14 protein-coding genes are annotated in these 16,143 nt (G+C 55.5%); 7 read left to right on the forward strand and 7 right to left on the reverse strand.

Annotation, left to right across the window (positions count from 1 at the left end):
- The 4 genes from ALB80_RS05870 to ALB80_RS05885 all read left to right on the forward strand — a co-directional run bounded on the left by ALB80_RS05870 (nucleotide 1) and on the right by ALB80_RS05885 (nucleotide 4,518).
- The gene (locus tag ALB80_RS05870; protein ID WP_050603111.1) at nucleotides 1–642 is read left to right on the forward strand and encodes a phosphoribosylanthranilate isomerase; all 642 of its coding nucleotides are present in this window, start codon (nucleotides 1–3) and stop codon (nucleotides 640–642) included.
- A 47-nt stretch (nucleotides 643–689) separates the two neighbouring features.
- Complete coding sequence (locus ALB80_RS05875; RefSeq protein ID WP_050603112.1) at nucleotides 690–1,025, forward strand: hypothetical protein; 336 nt, start codon at nucleotides 690–692, stop codon at nucleotides 1,023–1,025.
- Between the two features lie 68 nt (nucleotides 1,026–1,093).
- The gene (gene trpB, locus ALB80_RS05880; RefSeq protein ID WP_050603113.1) at nucleotides 1,094–2,341 is read left to right on the forward strand and encodes a tryptophan synthase subunit beta; all 1,248 of its coding nucleotides are present in this window, start codon (nucleotides 1,094–1,096) and stop codon (nucleotides 2,339–2,341) included.
- Nucleotides 2,342–2,865: 524 nt separating this feature from the next.
- Nucleotides 2,866–4,518, forward strand: a complete 1,653-nt coding sequence (locus tag ALB80_RS05885) for an Ig-like domain-containing protein (protein WP_050603114.1) — start codon at nucleotides 2,866–2,868, stop codon at nucleotides 4,516–4,518.
- Between the two features lie 38 nt (nucleotides 4,519–4,556).
- On the opposite strand, the gene ALB80_RS05890 is transcribed toward ALB80_RS05885, so the two are convergent.
- From ALB80_RS05890 to ALB80_RS05920, 7 genes are all read right to left on the reverse strand, one after another.
- On the reverse strand, nucleotides 4,557–4,931 hold the full coding sequence (locus ALB80_RS05890) for a DUF2237 family protein (RefSeq protein WP_050603115.1): 375 nt from the start codon (nucleotides 4,929–4,931) through the stop codon (nucleotides 4,557–4,559).
- Nucleotides 4,932–4,940: 9 nt separating this feature from the next.
- The gene (locus tag ALB80_RS05895; protein WP_050603116.1) at nucleotides 4,941–6,104 is read right to left on the reverse strand and encodes a serine hydrolase; all 1,164 of its coding nucleotides are present in this window, start codon (nucleotides 6,102–6,104) and stop codon (nucleotides 4,941–4,943) included.
- 83 nt (nucleotides 6,105–6,187) lie between these two features.
- Nucleotides 6,188–6,868 carry an aminoacyl-tRNA hydrolase gene (gene pth / locus ALB80_RS05900; protein ID WP_050603117.1) on the reverse strand — a complete coding sequence of 227 codons (681 nt, stop codon included), beginning with the start codon at nucleotides 6,866–6,868 and terminating at the stop codon, nucleotides 6,188–6,190.
- A 142-nt stretch (nucleotides 6,869–7,010) separates the two neighbouring features.
- Nucleotides 7,011–7,664, reverse strand: a complete 654-nt coding sequence (locus ALB80_RS05905) for a 50S ribosomal protein L25/general stress protein Ctc (protein ID WP_050603118.1) — start codon at nucleotides 7,662–7,664, stop codon at nucleotides 7,011–7,013.
- 247 nt (nucleotides 7,665–7,911) lie between these two features.
- Nucleotides 7,912–9,078, reverse strand: coding sequence for an alpha-hydroxy acid oxidase (locus tag ALB80_RS05910; protein WP_050603119.1), 1,167 nt, complete (start codon nucleotides 9,076–9,078; stop codon nucleotides 7,912–7,914).
- Between the two features lie 148 nt (nucleotides 9,079–9,226).
- Nucleotides 9,227–10,018 (reverse strand): tryptophan synthase subunit alpha, encoded by a 792-nt coding sequence (gene trpA / locus ALB80_RS05915; protein WP_050603120.1) that lies wholly within the window; start codon nucleotides 10,016–10,018, stop codon nucleotides 9,227–9,229.
- Nucleotides 10,019–10,096: 78 nt separating this feature from the next.
- Complete coding sequence (locus ALB80_RS05920; protein ID WP_050603121.1) at nucleotides 10,097–10,585, reverse strand: acyloxyacyl hydrolase; 489 nt, start codon at nucleotides 10,583–10,585, stop codon at nucleotides 10,097–10,099.
- 200 nt (nucleotides 10,586–10,785) lie between these two features.
- Here ALB80_RS05920 and ychF point away from each other — a divergent pair, with 200 nt between their 5' ends.
- From ychF to ALB80_RS05935, 3 genes are all read left to right on the forward strand, one after another.
- Nucleotides 10,786–11,883: a redox-regulated ATPase YchF gene (ychF, locus tag ALB80_RS05925; RefSeq protein WP_050603350.1), complete on the forward strand. Its 1,098-nt coding sequence runs from the start codon at nucleotides 10,786–10,788 to the stop codon at nucleotides 11,881–11,883.
- A gap of 208 nt (nucleotides 11,884–12,091) precedes the next feature.
- Entirely contained in the window at nucleotides 12,092–14,785 is a 2,694-nt protein-coding gene (locus ALB80_RS05930) for an AMP-binding protein (protein ID WP_172677861.1), read from the forward strand.
- A gap of 435 nt (nucleotides 14,786–15,220) precedes the next feature.
- A complete protein-coding gene (locus ALB80_RS05935; RefSeq protein ID WP_050603123.1) occupies nucleotides 15,221–16,102 on the forward strand; it encodes a LysR family transcriptional regulator in 882 nt (293 codons plus the stop codon).
- Nucleotides 16,103–16,143 lie beyond the last annotated feature (41 nt).

The raw sequence follows: 16,143 nt of genomic DNA on the forward strand, positions 1-16,143 counted from the left end.
ATGTCTGATGTTAGGTTCAAAATTTGCGGCTTGACCGCCCCTGATCACGTGCGTGCTGCTGTTGAGGCTGGTGCGGGCTATGTTGGCTTTGTTTTCTTTCCGAAGTCGCCCCGCCATCTGGACGTTGCGCAGGCTGTGGAGCTGACCCAAATGGTTCCAGCGGGCGTCGCCAAGGTGGCATTGGTGGTGAACGCCACTGACGAAGAACTCGACAGCATCGTGTCTGTAGTTCCGCTTGATATGTTGCAGTTGCACGGCAAGGAGACCCCTCAGCGGGTAACTGAGGTTCGTGACCGGTTTGGATTGCCCGTGATGAAGGCAATTGGCGTGGCCGAGGCTGAGGATCTGGACGCAATAGATCTGTATTCCGAAGCGGCCGATCAATTGCTTATCGACGCAAAACCGCCGCGGGGCTCGGAACTGCCCGGAGGTAATGGGCTGTCGTTTGACTGGCGCTTGCTGGCCGGTCGGAAATACTGGCGGCGTCCGTGGATGCTGGCCGGTGGTCTTACACCGCAGAACGTTGCTGAAGCTGCCAGGATGACCGGCGCGCGGCAGGTCGATGTCTCTTCGGGCGTTGAAAGCGCACCGGGTGTAAAGGACGCGGCCCTGATCCGCGAATTTGGGGCCGCTTTGCGGTGATCTGATTCTGAGATTGCTGCGTATCCCTCAATGCGGAGGGATAGAGTATGTTGGCGGCAATAGGTGGTGTTTCCCTGAAACATTGGTACAACGCGCCCGAGTTTTTCTGGCGCGCGGGGCATGCGTATTGGCAGGCAAAAGGCGACCCCTTGTGTCTGCACGCAGCTGTGTTCCGGCAGGATGGTCTCTATTTTTCACTCAGCGTGTGGCACGATATCGAGGCGATGCTGACCTACGCCCAATGCGGCCCCCATCGTCGCGTCATGCTGGCAGCAGATCGGCTGGCGGATGTGAACAGGTTTCACCATTTTCCGTGTATCGGTGTGCCCACCTCAGAGCAGGCGATTCAGATTTGGCGTCAAAACGTGCTGGTTGCGGAATGATGCGTTTTGCCCATGGCAAATCCCGCGGCCACCTCCTATGAACAACGGATACGACGAGGGAGACACCCATGGCCAACGATCTTTTCAATTCCTTCATGTCCGGCCCTGACGAACAGGGGCGCTTTGGCATCTTCGGCGGGCGTTTTGTCAGCGAAACACTGATGCCGCTGATCCTGTCGCTAGAAGAGGAATATGACAAAGCCAAGGATGATCCCACCTTCTGGGCCGAGATGGATGATCTTTGGGCGAACTACGTGGGCCGTCCTTCGCCGCTGTATTTTGCGCAACGCCTGACCGAGCATCTGGGCGGCGCGAAAATCTATCTTAAGCGCGATGAGCTGAACCATACCGGCGCGCACAAAATCAACAACGTGTTGGGTCAGATCATTCTGGCGCGGCGCATGGGCAAGACCCGGATCATCGCGGAAACCGGGGCAGGGCAGCACGGCGTGGCCACGGCCACTGTCTGCGCCAAGTTTGGTCTGAAATGCATCGTATACATGGGCGCGCATGACGTGCAGCGTCAGGCCCCGAACGTGTTCCGGATGCGTCTGCTAGGGGCCGAGGTGATCCCGGTAACCTCGGGTCGTGGCACGCTCAAGGACGCGATGAACGACGCGCTGCGCGATTGGGTGACCAATGTGCGCGACACGTTCTACTGCATCGGCACAGTGGCTGGTCCGCACCCGTATCCGGCGATGGTTCGCGATTTCCAGTCGATCATCGGTAAGGAAGCGAAAGAGCAGATGATGAAGGCCGAGGGCCGTCTGCCCGACACGATCATTGCTGCTATTGGCGGTGGGTCGAACGCGATGGGCTTGTTTTATCCGTTCCTTGACGACAAGGAGGTGAACATCATCGGTGTTGAGGCCGGTGGCAAAGGTGTGAACGAAAAGATGGAGCATTGCGCCTCTCTCACCGGCGGACGTCCGGGTGTACTGCATGGCAACCGCACCTACCTGTTGCAGGATGACGATGGTCAGATTCTTGAGGGCTATTCGATTTCGGCTGGTCTGGACTATCCAGGAATCGGTCCTGAGCATTCCTGGTTGAATGACATTGGTCGCGCAAACTATGTCTCGATCACCGACAAAGAGGCGCTTGAGGCGTTCCAGCTGTGTTGTACGACCGAAGGCATCATTCCGGCATTGGAGCCCAGCCACGCGCTGGCTCATGTGATGAAGATTGCGCCTGATCTGCCCAAGGATCACCTGATCTGCATGAACATGTGTGGGCGAGGCGACAAGGATGTTCAGACCGTAGCGAAGTATCTGAACTTCGACATGTCTGACACCGAAGGTCGCACAGTCGGTTAACATGAAACCGGGGTCCTGCACCCCGGTTTTTCTTTGCCGATCTGCTGTCCAATATAATCGCCTTTTAGTTGATTGCGCGAATTATTTGAGTCGCACGCCCATAAGCTTTCGTATTGGTTTCGTAGGCTCATGTTTCCTGATGCGGGATAGTGTGCGGAGGTGGCGAAAACTGTTGCAATTTTGTTGACTCTTAGCGAAATCGAGTGCCTAGGCGCGATCGGACCATTATTAGATGTTGCCCGCCGTATCATCGCCTAAAATTTGCGAAAGCAACGGGTTCGACAATTTTTCGAACGCACGTCTCATTATCTGCCGACCAAATCCGTAGCCATTACTGACCGGTTGAGGCGCTTCACATTCTATACAACTTCACACAATTGATTTAACGTTTTGTAAAGCGGTTCTTGAGGGCCGGTTCCGGGGAAGTCTCTATGGTGTTGGGATAAGAGACGACACGCTTGGGTTGCTGAATTGGCCCAGTGTGCCCCGATGTTTGGCACTAGCGCGGTGCTTTAGGAGGTAACATGGTTCGGTTCGCGATTTCGAGGCTGGCAGGTCTCATACTTCTGGTTTCAGTGCTTGTGATCGGAGGTGCCAAACAAGGTGCAGCACTCGGTGGGGGGTTCATCATAACCTCGATTCCGACACCAAACGGCGGCGGTATCTTTATCAACAACTTTCCGCCGTCGGGCACCGCGTTTATTTCTCTGGGCGGATCAGGGCAGGTTCCCGGTGGCAGTTTCTATTTCAACAATGGTGTGCAGTCGCAGGCAGCCATTACTCCAGCGGGGTTAGCCAACTTAGGATATCTCAACGCAACCATCATTAGTCAGGATGGCGCGGATTCCACATATGCAGCGGATGGGTATCTTGGCGTGGTATTTACGGCTCAGGAAACCGTTGGCGGACCGCTGTACCGCTATGAAATCGCGCTGTCCGGCGTAACGGCTACTCAGATCATCAACACACGAACGCTGGTGGACACAACCCAACCGACGGCCACAATCGGTGCACTGACGGCCACCGGAAACGGTACGTTTCAAGCATCGATCACACTCAGTGAGACCAGCACAGATTTCACGGTGGGCGATCTGTCTGTCACGAACGCAACAGCCACCCTGACAGGGTCAGGGACCAACTATGTTGCAACGCTGACACCGCAAAACAACGGCACCATCGAACTGTTCATTCCGGCTGGCGTGTTCACCGATGCGGCAGGCAACCTGAACCTGGCCTCCAACACTGTGACGACGGCACAGGCGGTGACAAATACGCAACGTCTGATTCAGGCGTTTCAGAATGCACGGGCCACCAGCCTTGCAACCAACCAGCCGGGATTGACCCGGTTCTTGCAGCGTTCGGGTTCGGGCGTGTTGGACTCGTCCGTAACGCAGGGCTCGGGGTATCTGAATTTTGCAACAGATCCATCCAACCCGGTCTGGTTCAATCTGACCGGCAACTGGAGTTCACAAGACGACTTCGACAGCTCTTATGCGTTGGCTGTCCTGGGCGCACACCGTCGGATCAGTTCGAACCTTTTGATCGGGGCCATGTTGCAGTTCGACTATGCCGAAACAGAAAACGGACCGGCCAGCGTGGACGGCACGGGGTGGTTGATTGGCCCTTACGTGGTGGCCAAGTTGCCCAGTCAGCCGGTGTTTTTCGAAGGGCGCGTTCTGTATGGACAGGCTGACAACGATATATCTCCGTTAGGCACCTATACTGACAGTTTCGACAGTGAACGCTGGTTGGTGCAATCACGTGTGACCGGCGAAATCAAACGCGGTGCACTGACACTGATGCCATTGCTGGATGTCAGCTATGCCAGCGATGATCAGGAAACCTACACCGACAGCCTTGGCAACCTTATCCCGCAGCAGGATTTCAGCCTGACCACGGCGCGGCTGGGTATGGATTTCAGTCACCCGATCCAGGTGTCGCGCGGAGCCATGGAACTGACCGGTGGTCTGTCTGGGATTTGGAGCACAACGTCGGGCACTGGCACGGTCCCTGGTGTGACGCCGATTGGCGACACGGCGCGCGCGCGCGCGGACCTAGGATTTGATTACCGCTTGGAAAACGACAGCTTGCTTGCGGCCAATGTGTTTTATGACGGCATCGGCGAAAGCGGGTTCGAGAACTACAGCTTTAGTCTGATCTGGCAAATGTCCTTCTGAACCGGCACGAGTGAATCAGACACACCGCCGGTAGTCCGTCACTTCTCGGTTTTATGCTGTAGCAAAATCTCGAGTGGCACGACCTCTAACGCGCGTTGATGCGTGGCCTCAAGATGGACCTGTGGCGCACATCCCTCGTCCTGGGCTTGCATAAAACGGCTGGCGCACAGGCACCAGCTGTCACCGGGCTTGAGGCCCGGGAAGTCGAATTCGGGCCGTGCCGTGCTCAGATCGTTGCCGACATATTTTGAGAACGCCAGAAACTCGGCTGTCATCACCGCACAGACGGTGTGGCTGCCTTGATCTTCGGGGCAGGTATTGCACGAGCCGTCGCGGAAAAAGCCGGTTATGGGGTTTCTTGAACAGGGGGCGAGGACACCTCCCATAACATTGATACTGTCTTGCTTTTGCATGAAGTTACCTTACAGGCTTTCTGCGATCTTTCGGAACATTTCGATGTTCTGATCATTCACGCCGGGTTCAAGAAACAGACGGTCTGCGCCGGTTGAGACAATCAAAACACCTCGGGGCTGATTGAAATAGATATATTGACCGTAAATGCCACGGGCCAGAAACTCCCCTTCGTGCGCACCACGGGGTATCCACCATTGATAGCCATAGCCGATCTTGCCTTGCGCCGTCGGGGCGCTAGGTTGCGTGGCCTCGAATATCCATTCGGCAGGAACCAGTTGTTGCCCATCCACTTTGCCGTCCTGCAGGATCATTTGTCCGAACCGTGCAAAGTCACGCGTGGTGAAGTTCAGGCCAGCCAACACAAAAGCAACACCGGCACCGTCTGTGACATAGTATCCGTCATGCTCCAGTCCCAAGGGCTGTATGATCTTATCGGTCAACAGCTCGGCCACGCTGCGCCCAGTTGCGCCGCGTATGACCATGCCTAAGACGTGCGTATCGATTGAGACGTATTGCCAGGTTTCGCCCGGCGTCGCAAAGCTGTCTTGCAAGGACGCTGCAAAATCGTCCAACTCGCCACCTAAGGCGATGACGCGACCCATGCGGTTGATGTCAGAGTTCGGGTCCAGATAATCTTCGTCAAACGTGACACCGCTGGCCATGTTCAACACATTGCGGATTGTCGCGGCCTCATAAGCGCTGCCCTTTAGCTTCGGGGCGTATTTGATTACCGGGTCGTCCAGTGAATCGATCGCGCCCTCATTCAGCAAAATCCCAAAAAGCGCTGAAAGATAGCTTTTGGCCACCGACCAAGAAATTCGACGGTCATTTGGGCTGGTACCCAGATAATACTCCTCGAACCGGATATCGCCGTCCTGCATGACCAACAACGAGGTGACAGAGCGTTCATCGATCCATTTGTCGGTGCCATCGGGCAGGTCGAACCCTTCGCCGTAAGGCAGCTCCCACGTCGGGCCGTTGCCACGGGGCAGATCAACGGTCAGAAAAGCTTCGTTCATGTGCGAAAAATTGTGAACGATCTTTTCTTCGGAAAACAGCGAGTTCACAGCCATCAGGCGCTGCAACTCTTCGCGTTTCCACAGCCCAACGGCAACGGCAGCCAGAGCCAGCGCCACAACGATGCGCAGCACCCACTTCAAAATGGATCTCATCGCATAGCCTCCCTTGTTCCTCGGTATTGGATCGCGGACGCTTTCATTCTGCAATGACTACGTAACGGAATGTGCCGGATCTGCTATTTGAATTTGTCCAAAAGCTTCTGCATGGCAGAGCGGTTATCCACTTCGGGTTCTGTCGATGCTTTGGGTTTCGCCTCGGTTTTCGGGGCAGGTGTCTTCGAGGAGCGCGGTGGAGCGGTGCGCAGCGCGACTGCATTCATGAATTTCCCGCCTTCGTCTTGGGCCAAGTAAGCTGCCCCGTCCGAAATGCCACGCAGCACATCATCTAACCAGTCAGCTTCGGATTTGGCAAAGTCGTTCAAAACGTAGGCTGACACCATTTCCTTGCGACCGGGATGCCCAATTCCAAGGCGCACGCGGTCATAGGCGGCTCCGATATGGTCATGGATCGAACGCAAGCCATTGTGTCCGGCATGTCCACCGCCCGCCTTGACGCGCACTTTGCAGGGGGCAAGGTCCAGCTCGTCATGGAAGACAACGACATCAGTTGAATCAAGCTTGTAGAACCGCATCGCTTCACCGACGGATTGGCCGGACCGGTTCATGAAGGTCTGTGGTTTCAGCAGCATAACCTTTTCGCTGCCCAATCGACCTTCCGAAAGCTCGCCCTGAAACTTGGACTTCCACGGACCAAACCCGTGGTCTTCCGAAATCCGGTCCACGGCCATGAACCCGATATTGTGCCGGTTGCGGGCGTATTTCTGCCCCGGGTTCCCCAATCCGACAAAGAGTTTCATGATGTTGCTCCGCCCCTGTAGCCGTTAGGCGTTTTCATGCACGGAAATGCTTGGAAAATCCAGTCAGCCCGGATGAGTCTACACGCAAAAAAAACGGGACCCTGAAGAGCCCCGTTCCAAAATCCAGAAATCTGGTCCAGATTTATTCTTCTTCTTTGCCGACGACTTCAACTTCATCGACTGCAACTTCGCCCTCTTCACCTTCTTCGTCGTCGCTTGTGGACAGACCTGTTGGTGCCGAGACGTTTGCAATCACGAAATCACGGTCGATGGTCGGCTTGGTGCCTTCGGGCAGGTCAACCGACGAAATGGTGACAACGTCGTTGATGTTCATTCCGGTCACGTCAACAGTGATCTTCTCAGGAATGTCACCTGCGGTGCACAGCAATTCGACTTCCGGACGGACAACGGTCAGAACGCCGCCCTTTTTGATGCCGGGCGCTTCTTCCTCGTTGATGAATTCAACCGGGATGAACAGCGCGATCTTGGTGGTGCGACGCAGGCGCATCAGGTCCAGGTGGGTCGGCAAGTCTTTGACGATATCACGCTGAACGTCGCGGCAGATGACGCGAACGTCTTCGTGACCTTCGACCTTCAGGTTCCACAGGGTCGACTTGAAGCGACCGGCTTTCAGGCGCTTGAACAGTTCGTTGAACGGGATCTGAATCGCCAGCGGATCTTTGTCGCCGCCAAATACAACACCCGGAACCATGCCTTCGCGGCGTGTTTTACGAGCGGCGCCCTTGCCTGTCCCCGTCCGTTCCAGAGCTACGAGATCAGGAATCTCTCCAGCCATGATAATTCTCCAATGTTAGGGCGGGCATCCTCCAAGGCTGTATGCCCGCGTGAAGCCGCGTCCTTATCTCGATTCACCGTGTTTGGAAAGTGGTAATTCGCGCCTTGTCATTCTCCGAGGCTCTGCCACACGCTCCGAGGTATTTTCGGCCATTTGAATAAAGGATCCTGGCTTCATCTGGCCATAAACATCTCGGGGGAGGCGCCCGGAACGGGCGGTGGGGGCAGAACCCCCTGTTCCAAGGCAACTAGTCTTGCCAGCGACCGCCGAAATCTTCTGGCACCAGAAGGTTCTGCCGTCCCAGCGCATCAACGGATTTTTCACCGCAAAGCGCCATTGTCGTATCCAATTCCCTCTGGATCACCTCCAATGCTGTCGTGACACCTTTCTGGCCCATCGCGCCCAAGCCATAGACAAATGCGCGGCCGACATAGGTGCCCTTGGCCCCAAGCGCCAAAGCTTTGAGAACGTCCTGACCTGACCGGATGCCGCTGTCGAGATGAACCTCAATATCACCGCCGACGGCGTCCATGATTTCGGGCAGCACGCGGATCGAGCTGAGCGCGCCATCAAGCTGACGTCCGCCGTGGTTTGACACGACGATGGCATCTGCGCCCAGCTTCGCGGCCATTTTTGCATCTTCGGCGTCAAGAATGCCTTTCAGGATGACCTTGCCGCCCCATTGCTCCATCAGTTTTTCCACCTTGGTCCAATCCAGGCTGGGATCGAACTGTTCGGCGGTCCAAGCCCCCAGGGAAGACGCGTCTGAAATGCCTTCGACATGGCCGACGATATTGCCAAACTCACGCCTTTGGGCACCCAGCATTTCCATTCCCCAAGCCCATTTGGTCATCAGGTTGGCGATGGTCTTGGCCGTCAGCTTCGGCGGGGCGGAAAGGCCATTTTTGAGATCTTTATGGCGTTGACCCAGAATCTGCAGATCCAGTGTGATCACCAGTGCTGAACACTTGGCGTCCTTGGCCCGTTGGATCAGGCGGTTAACGTAGTCGGTGTCCTTCATCGTATAGAGCTGAAACCAAAACGGCGTGTCGGTATGTTCTGCCACGTCTTCGATCGAGTTGATCGACATGGTGGAAAGCGTAAAAGGTACGCCGAACTCCTCGGCAGCTTTCGCGGCCTTCATCTCTCCATCCGCGTGTTGCATCCCGGTCAACCCGACCGGAGCCAGCGCCACCGGCATCGAGACATCCTCGCCAATCATCTGTGAAGCCGTCGAGCGACCGGACATATCAACCGCAACCCGCTGGCGAAGCCGGATTTTTTCAAAGTCGCTGCTGTTTTCGCGAAAGGTTTGTTCCGTCCAACTGCCACTTTCAGCATAATCGTAGAACATCCGAGGAACGCGGCGTTCGTATATGCGCCTGAGGTCTTCAATATTGGTAATCACGGGCATGGCTGCTGACCTCCGGGCTTACTGGTTATTTTTTCTTACCAATCCAATGCGCAGCCTGCAATGGACTGACATTGGGCCCGGCCGACAAAAAAACCGCCGCAGGGCATTCCGCGGCGGGTTTTTGACTTTTTGTGATCCGCTATTGAGGTCAGACGCTGTGCGCCCCATCCGACAGAGATTTTACAAAATCCAACACTTCGGCCACCGGTTTGCCCGCCCCGATCTGGCTGACAATCGCGGATCCAACCACAGCACCGTCGGACACCGTTGCAATATTGCGGGACTTCTCGGGCGTGTTGATGCCAAAGCCCACGATTACCGGCAAATCTGTCGCGGCTTTGATACGAGCGACCTCGGGGCCGACATCCGTGGCCTGCGCTTCCGCCGCGCCGGTGATCCCGGTGATCGAGACATAATATACGAAACCGGATGTGTTCTGCAGAACGCGCGGCAGGCGTTTGTCATCCGTGGTGGGGGTCGCCAGGCGGATGAAGTTCAGGCCCGCTGCCTGCGCGGGCAGGCAGAGTTCCTCATCTTCCTCGGGGGGAAGGTCGACAACGATCAGCCCGTCAATGCCGACCTCTTTGGCATCAGCCAGAAAGGCGTCTACACCCCGGCTGTAAATCGGGTTGTAGTACCCCATCAGCACAATCGGTGTTGTATCGTCGGTTTCCCGAAACGCGCGCGCCAGATCCAAGGTGCGTTGCAAGGTCATGCCACCATCCAGCGCGCGTTGTCCAGCCGCTTGAATGGTGGGCCCATCGGCCATCGGGTCGGTGAACGGCAGACCCAGTTCGATGACGTCTACACCAGCACCCGGCAGGCCTTTGACCACTTCAAGCGAGGTGTCATAGTCGGGGTCTCCTGCCATGACATAGGCGACAAAGGCTTTCTTACCATCGGCTTTCAGGGCGGCGAACTTGGCGTCGATACGGGTCATCGGATGTCCTTGCACTCGGGTTTCGACCCGTGTGCAGAAACTTTGACCAAAAATCAATCCCGCCAGGGCAGGATTAGATCAGAAGCCCAGATGATACCGCAGCAGCACTGCGTTCACTCCGGGGTTTTCGTCGTTTGTGCTGGCGTTAGACTTATGTGTGATCGCGACCGACACGCTGTTTCCGTTGTCCAGGGTATAACCAAGGCCCAGAAGACTGCGGATCTGAAAGTCACCCCCCAAATCGTTCAGATCAATACTTGTATTGAAATATCCCGGCATGACGCTGCCTTCGACGAACCAGCGTTCGTTCAACGAATACAGTCCGACCAACCCTAAGCCGATGTGAAAGTCGCCATTGTCATGAACAGACAATGCTGTTCCCCAGCTCGCGCTGAACCGGGTCGCCTGATGAAACGGCTTATGGTGGTATTCTAGGGAAAAAAGCGCTTGATCCTCTGATGCGCTGTCGGAAAAGTCCGCATATCCAGCACCAAATATAACAGTCTGGGCCTGGGCTGTTGCGTATGTGGAGGCCGCCAACGCGGTCGCAAGTAAAAGCTGTTTCATAGTGTTCTACCGGTAAAATCTCGTCGTACGCTGCTAAGTGGTTATCGTAAGGCCATTTTTTCAATTCCACCAAGAACACGTTTTTGGAACGTTTTTGTGATGTGTCGAAATAGACTCAGCTGTAACCAGCCCAGCAATGGCTTGCGCATTGAGGCTGACCTGCATAGAACCTGCGTTCGTATTCTATGCAGGAGGCCGTGATGGGCTTTAAAATGGGAATCGTGGGTCTGCCGAATGTGGGCAAATCGACCCTGTTCAACGCGTTGACCAAAACCGCAGCTGCACAAGCGGCGAACTTCCCGTTTTGCACCATCGAGCCCAATGTGGGCGATGTGGCTGTGCCGGATGATCGGCTGGACAAATTGGCCGCGATTGCGTCGTCCAAGCAGATCATTCCAACGCGCATGACATTTGTAGACATCGCTGGTCTGGTAAAGGGGGCCTCCAAGGGTGAAGGGCTGGGAAATCAATTCCTGGCCAATATTCGCGAGACCGACGCCATTGCCCATGTGCTGCGCTGTTTCGAAGATGGCGACGTGACCCATGTGGATGGCCGGGTCGATCCCGTAGCCGATGCCGACACCATCGAGACCGAGCTGATGCTGGCTGATCTGGAAAGCATAGAAAAGCGCCGCGCCAATCTGGTGCGCAAGCTAAAGGGCAATGACAAAGAGGCACAGCAGCAAGACCGTCTGTTGACCGAGGCGCAAGCGATGCTGGAAAACGGCAAACCCGCGCGTCTGGTCGAAGTCAGCGACGAAGACGCCAAGGCTTGGAAGATGCTGCAACTGCTGACCACCAAGCCGGTGCTTTACGTCTGCAACGTGTCCGAGGAAGAAGCTTCCGAAGGTAATGAATACTCAGCCAAGGTCGCCGAGATGGCTGCGGCGCAGGGCAATTCCCACGTCATTATCAGCGCCAAGATCGAAGAAGAGATCAGCCTGCTGGAAGAGGACGAAGCGCAGATGTTCCTGGAAGAGATGGGATTGGAAGAGCCCGGCCTCGACCGTCTGATCCGTGCCGGTTACGACCTTCTCAAGCTGGAAACCTATTTCACCGTTGGGCCGAAAGAAGCACGTGCTTGGACCATTCGAACCGGCACAGCTGCACCGCAGGCCGCTGGGGTGATCCATGGTGACTTCGAAAAAGGTTTCATCCGCGCCGAGACCATCGCGTATGATGACTACATATCTGCCGATGGCGAGCAGGGTGCCAAAGAGGCGGGCAAGATGCGGGCTGAGGGTAAGGGCTACATCGTCAAGGACGGCGATGTGATGCATTTCTTGTTCAATACGTAACAGCAGCAGAGTGCTTCGGCTCGGCTGAGTACCTTATGGGTTGTGCTTTGGTGAGGCCATGGGCCGCTTCGAGCCCATAGTGACCGATGCTACGGTTGCCATCAACGTCGGCGATGCGCAGGAAGCCGACCTTGCAAAGTCTGAATCTAAAGGCCTTTAGGATCAGCCTTGTCGGCCCCTAAGCAAATTTCGGATCCGAATGGGTGTGTTGCGGAATGCTCTGACAAAATTTGGCCCGATTTATCCAGTACCCACGCGGCTCAATTTACTCAGTTTTTCGGGGTTTTGTGTGGAAAGAAGGCAACAAATGGCCGCCGAACCGTTTTGGCGCGCAGTTGATGTGTTTGGTGACAAGATCGCGCTTACTGGTGATGATGGCGATTTAACCTACTCTGCGTTGGCTGAAAGGGCTGACCGTTTTGTCGCCAGCACATTGGAAAGCTTGCCCGATGGGGTTCTCAGGCCACTGCTTCTGATTGAGGCAAGCAATCACATTGCGCCCATCACTGCTTACCTTGGGGCTTTACGTGCACATTGGCCGGTTATTTTGACCGAACACGGTGCGCCGGAAAAGACTGATCGTCTGCAGTCTGCGTTTCGCCCAAATCTCATGGCCCGGTTTTCTGGCAGCGATTGGACTGTCAAATTGGTAAACACCGAAGCTCTTGAGATGGCGCCTGAACTCGCAGTCATGCTCTCGACGTCTGGCAGCACCGGGTCGGAAAAACTGGTTCGGTTGTCACACCGGAATTTGGCAAGTAACGCCGCCGCCATTATCGAATATCTTGGTCTGACAAGCGAAGATGGCGCGATTACTTCACTGCCATGGCACTATTCCTATGGGCTGTCTGTACTTCATATGCAGTTAGCCGTAGGCGGAAGGCTGGCGCTAACAGACAGACCTCTGACGGACCGGGATTTCTGGACGACCGCACATCGTGCAGGAACAACAGTCCTGCCTCTGGTGCCAATGCAGTTCGATGTTTTGTCCCGGAAAGAACGGACAAAAGCCGACCTGCCGAGCCTGAAGTACCTGCTGCAGGCTGGCGGGAAGCTTGACCAGAATATTGCAGAAGCGTTTTTCGACAGGGGAGACGCCGAAGATTTCAAACTCTTCCTGATGTACGGACAAACCGAGGCTGCCCCTCGCATATCCTATCTGCCGCCATCCGCCCCGCGTAAAGCGGTTGATACGATTGGACGGGCGATCCCGGGCGGCCATCTGCGAATAGTTGATCAGAACGGCACCGAGATTACCGAATTTGGTACGCCGGGCGAGCTTGCCTATACCGGTCCAAACGTCATGATGGGCTACGCAGAAACGCCAGAAGAACTGGCCGAAACTGGGCATCTTCCAGAACTGCTGACAGGTGACTTCGCCGAAAAGACCGAAGATGGTTTTTTCAGAATTGTCGGCAGGTCCAAGAGGTTTATCAAACTTAACGGGCTGCGGATAAGCCTGGATCAGGTTGAGGCCAACTTGCGCGACGCAGGTATCGCGGCGCGCGTGACGGGGTCAGATCAACGCCTTGATGTCTTCTTAACCGACAAATCAATGCAGACGGGATTGAAAGATCGGCTGTGTCGAGATTTGAAGCTGAGTTTTTCCCAGGTCTCGACCCAGTGTATTTCTGAATTTCCGCAGCTGTCGTCCGGCAAGGTTGATTATCGCGCGCTGAAAAAAAGGTCGGATGAACTTGCGTGTGAAAAACCTCCCGCAATGGACGGGCTGTATTCCGTACTGTGCGCAGCGCTTCGCACCAGGGAACCCGATCTGAGCGCGTCGTTTCGCGATCACGGGGGCGATAGCCTAGCCTATCTTGAAGTTGAACTCACGCTCAACGAACTGGGGCTTGAGGTTCCGGAAAACTGGGAAGACCTTCCGCTCTCATTTCTTCTGGATCTCAAGCCGACCCCAAAACAAAGAAATGACATCCGGCAGCTTGTGTCGGTAGATTTGGTTTTGCGCATCGTGGCAATTGCGGCTGTAGTGGCAGGGCATGCGACCACCTGGAAAACGATGGGGGGAGCCTATTTCCTTCTTGTTTTATCCGGCTATTCGATTGCCAAATTCCAGGGACCAACACTGTTTGCCCGACACGTGGCACGTGCGGTAGCGAACACGCTCGTCCGAATTTTGATTTGGTACTATCTGGTCTTGTTGTTTGTGCACATTATGTCCGGCGCCGTACCGCTGTATTGGTGGGTTCTGATCGGCAATTACTCACAAGGAGAGGCCTTCACCAAAGTTGAGTGGTTTTGGTACGTGCCGGCAATGGTTCAGGTAACCTTGATGCTGTCCCTGCCATTCATGGTTCAACCGGTCGGAACCTGGATTTCAAGAAATCCATTTTGCTTTGGCTTGAGTCTTCTTGCCGCCTCGATCGGGTATGTCACATTCCTGCAGGTGCAAATGGGCCTGAGCGCGGGCGACTGGCGTCACACCGCCGGCGCGCTGCAACTGGCTTTTTTTGGATGGTGCGCTTACTACGCGCAAAAGCGGGCAGAAAAACTCGCACTGGTTTCCGCTGCCCTGATAATAATCTGGCTTCAGTGGTATGAAAACTATCCGACAATTCAGGCATTCATAACTTTTGGAACGATAAGCCTTGTGTATGGATTTCAGTTCAAGCTCCGGCCGCGGTTTGCACGGATGTTGGCTTATGCCGGTACGCTGACCCTACCGATCTACATGTTGCATGTTTTTGCAGTCGCGGCAGTGCAACGCGTTGGAATCGCGAACGCAGATCCTAACTGGCCGAACTGGCTTTTGTTCCTAAGCACTTTGCTGTTAAGCATCTTTGCGGCGATGGTCGCGTTGCCCATAGAAAAACGTGTTGTTGGCGCTGTCGCTTTCTCAAGAAAACACGCACTGGCGGTTTGGAAGAAAGCAGCCAGGTAGAAGCTCTTTTGGACTGCTTGCCTGGGACGTGGCCGCAGTTTCTCACGCATATCGAGATGGTCACTCTATAGTATGCAGCATTTCAAGGCGCGCATTGAACGATCGCAGGCTCCCTGTTGCTCGCTCTAAGCAGTACCAAGTGTGCTTTTCTGCGCACAAGTGCATAGAGCCCATGGTGTCGAATGCCGCGATTCTTAAGAATAGAAAATATGCGCAGGAAATGGTGGGGATCGCCCAAAGCGGTCATTTGCGGACTTGTGATGAAAGCTCAATTTGTCTGCATAGTCGACTGTCGGTATGGTCCCGGAACTGCGCGTATTGGAATTCGGTATCTGAGGTTACCGCTGTTTTCCGACATGTCGGTTAGCCATTCTTTCCTCTCCGGTTAAAACCCCGTTAATGTGGGTTTCGACCTGCCTATCGAGATTGTGCCAAATGATTGAAATCCGCGACCTGCAACTGCTCAGCGCCCTCGCGCGGCATCGGCATTTTGCGAAGGCGGCCGAGGAATGCGGGATTTCGCAACCCGCATTCTCTATGCGGATCCGCAATCTCGAGGATCGGCTGGGCGTCTCGATCGTGCGGCGTGCCAACCGGTTTCAGGGGCTGACGGAAGAGGGTGAGATGATCGTTCAGCGGGCGCGGCGTATCCTCGACGACACCAAGGCGCTGGAGCAGCAAGTGCTGGCCGCCAAAGGCGAGATCACGGGCACGCTGATCTTGGGCGTGATCCCCACCGCAATAGCTTTCACGGGGCGTCTGATCAAACGATTGCGTGATGCCCATCCACGCATCATCACGCGGATCGAAACCATGTCTGCATCCGCCATTCAGCACCGGCTGGACGAGGGCAGCTTGGATGCGGGCATCACCTATGGCGACAGCATCGGCACCGACCTGCGGCAGGTGCAGCCATTGTATGAAGAAACTTATGTTCTGCTGGTTCCGTCACATATGACCGATGAGACCGGCCCGATCCCCTGGGCGCGTGTGGCGGATTTTCCGCTCAGCCTGCTTGAGCCACAGATGCAAAACCGTCGTATTCTGGACCATGTGTTTGAAAAGCAGGGTTTGCACCCTGACGTTGTGGCCGAAACCAGCGGCTTCACAGCCTCGATGGTGATGGCCCGAGAGGGGCTGGCCGCGACCGTTGTGCCTCGGGTTTTGGTGCGGGCGCTGGGCGAGTTGAAGGGGACAAAGGTGCTGCCACTGATTGATCCCGTTGTCAGCAAGCCGATTTGTCTGGCCACCCTCAGCCGCGACCCGGAATTACCAACGGTACGGGCGTTGCGCGTCGTGGTGACGTCTTTGCGGTGATAAGGTGTCGTTATCGTGCGATTGCCAAAAGCGATTTGACG

This window comes from Ruegeria sp. 6PALISEP08 (assembly GCF_001238295.1).
Taxonomy (GTDB): domain Bacteria; phylum Pseudomonadota; class Alphaproteobacteria; order Rhodobacterales; family Rhodobacteraceae; genus Ruegeria.